This is a genomic window from Rhodopirellula sp. JB055 (genome assembly GCF_043100905.1).
Classification (GTDB): domain Bacteria; phylum Planctomycetota; class Planctomycetia; order Pirellulales; family Pirellulaceae; genus Rhodopirellula.
Genome location: NZ_JBICHO010000537.1, coordinates 1 through 4,013, shown reverse-complemented (window position 1 = coordinate 4,013; position 4,013 = coordinate 1). Strand labels below are relative to the sequence as shown.

The window sequence follows — 4,013 nt, the reverse complement described above, 5'->3', positions numbered from 1 at the left end:
GGCTTCGACCGCGCCGATTCAAAAGGCAAGGTTTGCTTCCTCTCTCTTGGTGATCAACGAACCACCGTGCAAAATGAGTTGTCGGCTGCCTACCCAGACCAAAGTCTGGTTGAAAGCGAGGCAATGTTCCGTGACGAACTGGCAACGGTCGTCGAGTTCATCGAAGAGCCAACCAAACCGCTTCACCTGGCATTGGAACTGAACGGCACCGTTTTCCAAAAACAAGTCTGGACCGCACTCGCACAAACCCAGCCCGGTGAAGCGATCACTTATCGCGAACTGGCCATCCGAATTGGTTCCCCCGGATCCAGCCGCGCGGTTGGTGCCGCTTGCGGTCAAAACCGAATCGCCCTGGCGATCCCCTGTCATCGTGCGGTGCGTTCAGACGGCAAGGTCTCCGGTTTTCGATGGGGGATGCACCGGAAACTGGAACTCCTGCGGCGTGAAAGACGGGCCCTCGGTGGAACCACCACCAGCCAACTCCACTTCGCAGCCTTCGCCAATTCTCCGGCCCATCCATCTTCCCTCACGAAGACCACACGAAAGCTGCCATGACCTCCTCGACCACGGGCAGTGGGTTCAGCCTCAAGGACCAACTTTTCAATCGCGAACGCATCGTTTACTTGAGCGGATTGTTCCAAGCTTCCGACGACAATTTCGATGGCAAAGCGTTTACACGCCGATGCACGCGAGGCTTGAAGGACTTGGAATTGAAGCAACGCATCGTGCACATCGCGGGCGCACTCGAGAAACACCTTGCGGCTGACTTCCCCACCGCCGCCAAACAGATCCGCGAAGCGTTGCCGCCACCACTGGATCCCAAACGAACAGATGACGATTTTGGTGACTTCATCCTGGCACCCCTGGGCGAATTCGTCGTCCGCAATGGGTTGGAACGAAAGCACGTTCGGCATTCCCTGCGAACACTCAAAGCGATCACGATGCGGTTCTCTATGGAAGACGCTATCCGAGCCTTCATCGATGCTCACCCAGAAGCAACACTCGCAGAACTCACGAAGTGGTCCGTTGACTCAAACTACCACGTCCGACGATTGGTCAGTGAAGGCACGCGTCCCAAATTGCCCTGGTCGCGTCGGCTTCGCATGGACGTCACCACACCTCTGCCGTTGCTTGAAACACTCCACGCCGACCCGACTCGGTATGTCACTCGGTCAGTCGCCAACCATCTCAACGATATCTCCAAATCGCATCCCGAACTCGTCCTTCAAACCCTTCGCGGATGGAAATCGGCGAAGCGGCAAACACCGAAAGAGTTGGACTGGATCAGTCGCCACGCCCTGCGAACCTTGGTCAAACAAGGCCACTCCCCCGCGCTCAAGTTCCTTGGCTATCGCGACACCCCAAAGATTGAAGTCTCGAATTTTGAACTCAGAACCAGTGAACTTCAGCCAGGCGACTCTCTGGAATTCACCTTCTCAGTCCAAGCGGAGCGCACCGAAGAACTGATGATTGACTACATCATCGACTTCGTCAAAGCCAGCGGAACCACGGCCCCCAAAGTCCACAAGCTCAAGCGTCTTTCTCTCGCCAAGGGCGAAACCGTTTCACTGAAAAAGCGTCATCGACTGCACGCTAATGCCACCACATACAAACTCTATCCTGGCAGGCACGCGGTCACCCTGCAGATCAACGGACAACCATTCGGGACGCTTCCATTTGAGTTGTTCGACAACAGCGAAACATGAGGTCCCGACCGAGCCCGGAGATTGATCGAAAGAAACCTCACAACTTGCGAGGATAGAAAAGCCCCCAGCCAGCATCCCATGTGGATGACCGAGGCCCTCGGTTGGCATCAACACCAACAATCAAAGCAATCGTCCAATCTCCCCAGCAAGAACGCCTGTTTGCCGACGGAGGGCCACCGTCGGCTACGTGGTTGCGACGCCCCTTGGGACTGACGACTGGAGCAATCGCGTTGTCGCCCAATCGGTCTTGATTCCCGCGATCATTCATCACCTTCAAAACGAAATGGCACACCACCAACGACCTGGTCGCTGGTGATCGTTGGACACACGTATCGTTCGATATGCGATATCACTCGCCGGGTTCCTTCGAAGTGACTGACGTAGGGCCACATCTTTGGGTTGTACATCGAGTCAGTCATGTCTCGCATCAGCACGACGTTCTTGCCGTTCTTCGTCATCTGCCGAAGCCCAAAGGGGCGACCGAGCACGCACATGTTGGTATGCACGCCGAGTAAAATCACATTGTCAATGTTCTTCGACTCCAGAACATTCCAAACCTCGTCGCCTTGGTCAGTGATGAAGTCCACCGAGTGATCGATCTCAATCGTTTTCAGTTGCCGCCGCCAAGGCTTTTTCGGATCCCGCCCCATCGATTCCAGCTTCGCCGCCCAAGCCGCATGCTCTTCGGGATCATCGTCTTCGCCACCATCCGACTGATCGACGGGATACTCCGCCTCTTCTTCCGCCGGAATGCTGTAACACCAAGCACCGATCTCTTTGGGCAAATTCTCGGCGACAGGTGCCTGGATCGCACGCTTCCGCGCCGGATCGTCCGCGTAAAAATCAATGCATCCACTCGGCGAATGAATGATTGTCACACCGCGCCGCCGAGCCTCCGCGATGACCTCATTCATCCTCGGTGCCATTTCGTTCAATCGCCCAACGGCATTGAAACAATGGTGATAATCCCACACGTCGCAAACGATGATTGCGGTCTTGGACGCTTCCCATGACTCATCCTCTTGCTGAACGACAAAGTCGCCGGCATCCGACTTGGACTGGGACTGAAGCTTGAGTTCCAACCCGGATTGCGCCATCGCAACCTGACCCAGGAACACGCCGAAGAAAAGAGCAACCAATGCGACACGTTTCATCATCCTACATCTCCAAGTTGAAAGTGAGGTTCATCCATCGTAATCATCTCTCAACGACGACAGGAACAACCGAAGCAACGTCTCGCAGCTAAAATCAAGATTCCCTCTCCAACCAACAAGGAAGAATTCGGATGCTTCGCTGCTGTCTCTGTGGCTACTTGCTGTTCGCTCTAACGACGATCGCATGTGCTGAAGAACCATTTCACATTTTCGCTCCGTCGCCATCCACCAACGAAGTCATTCAGTGGACGGTTTCCCAACTAGGCGGCGACGTTGACATTCAACGACAAAGTTCGCTCAAACTGCCCTTCGCGCCGTCCAGCCTCGCGTGGCACCAAGATCGCCAGCTTTTCATTGCTTCTTCCGGGGCCAAAGGTGCCCCCACATCCGCAAGTCTCTCAGTGACCGCATCAGGCGATTTGCGATTGATTGCAACGTCGCCCTTGGATCATCCGACCGGCTACACCAGCATCGATCGCAGCGGAAAATTCTTTCTTGCCGCCAATTATCGCCACGGAATCGTCGCGGTCTATCGAATCCAAGACAACGGCCGCGTCGGCGATCTCGCATCGTCCGCGCAAACACCAAACCCCGAGGCTCACTGCATTCTGACCACACCCGACAATCAGTTTACTTACGTGCCTTGCGTCAAAAACAACAACGCCTTGTTCCAATTTCGCTTCGATGAAACCACCGGCGAACTACGTCCACTTGAACCGTTCAACGCGAATCCGCCCGCAATGTTCGGGCCCCGACACGCTGCTTATCACCCAACACTTCCGATCGTCTACTTCAGCAACGAACAACAACTTGGCGTCAGCGTCTATCAAATTCTGATAAACGGGCAGCTCGCCGACATACAGCATGCGATTACAATGCCCCGCCGTTCACCGTTCGTCCAAGGACAACGCGGCTTGCACGCGTCCGATCTCGTGCTCACTCGCGATGGAAAACGTTTGTTTGTCGCCGTGCGTGATTTCGTGAGTGACCAAGACAGCGTCTTCACCTTCGACGTCAATGCGGAAGGCAAACTCAGCCTGGTCGCTCGTTGCCATGTCGGCGACATTCCCTGGAAACTCAACCTGTCTCCTGACCAAAAACTACTCTTCGTCAGCGAAACAGGTGACCGTCGCTTGTCCGCCTATCGCATCGC

The 4,013-nt window shown here is 55.2% G+C and carries 4 protein-coding genes; 3 read left to right on the top strand and 1 reads right to left on the bottom strand.

Annotation, left to right across the window (positions count from 1 at the left end):
• Together ACF8AM_RS20930 and ACF8AM_RS20925 are read left to right on the top strand one after the other, a co-directional pair.
• Positions 1-555, top strand: a 555-nt coding sequence (locus ACF8AM_RS20930; RefSeq protein WP_392557516.1) for a methylated-DNA--[protein]-cysteine S-methyltransferase, incomplete at its 5' end; no start/stop codon positions are given.
• A complete protein-coding gene (locus ACF8AM_RS20925) occupies positions 552-1,706 on the top strand; it encodes a hypothetical protein (protein WP_392557515.1) in 1,155 nt (384 codons plus the stop codon). The genes ACF8AM_RS20930 and ACF8AM_RS20925, both read left to right, overlap by 4 nt.
• Positions 1,707-1,966: 260 nt before the next feature.
• Here ACF8AM_RS20925 and ACF8AM_RS20920 read toward each other — a convergent pair whose 3' ends face one another.
• Positions 1,967-2,863, bottom strand: coding sequence for a hypothetical protein (locus tag ACF8AM_RS20920; RefSeq protein ID WP_392557514.1), 897 nt, complete (start codon positions 2,861-2,863; stop codon positions 1,967-1,969).
• A 128-nt stretch (positions 2,864-2,991) separates the two neighbouring features.
• Here ACF8AM_RS20920 and ACF8AM_RS20915 point away from each other — a divergent pair.
• The coding region (locus ACF8AM_RS20915; RefSeq protein ID WP_392557513.1) for a lactonase family protein at positions 2,992-4,013 on the top strand (1,022 nt) is incomplete at its 3' end.

What these genes read in the sequence shown, in the direction of transcription:
- ACF8AM_RS20925 (WP_392557515.1), top strand. Translation starts at nt 552, where the DNA reads ATGACCTCCTCGACCACGGGCAGTGGGTTCAGCCTCAAGGACCAACTT.
- ACF8AM_RS20920 (WP_392557514.1), bottom strand. Translation starts at nt 2,863, where the DNA reads ATGATGAAACGTGTCGCATTGGTTGCTCTTTTCTTCGGCGTGTTCCTG.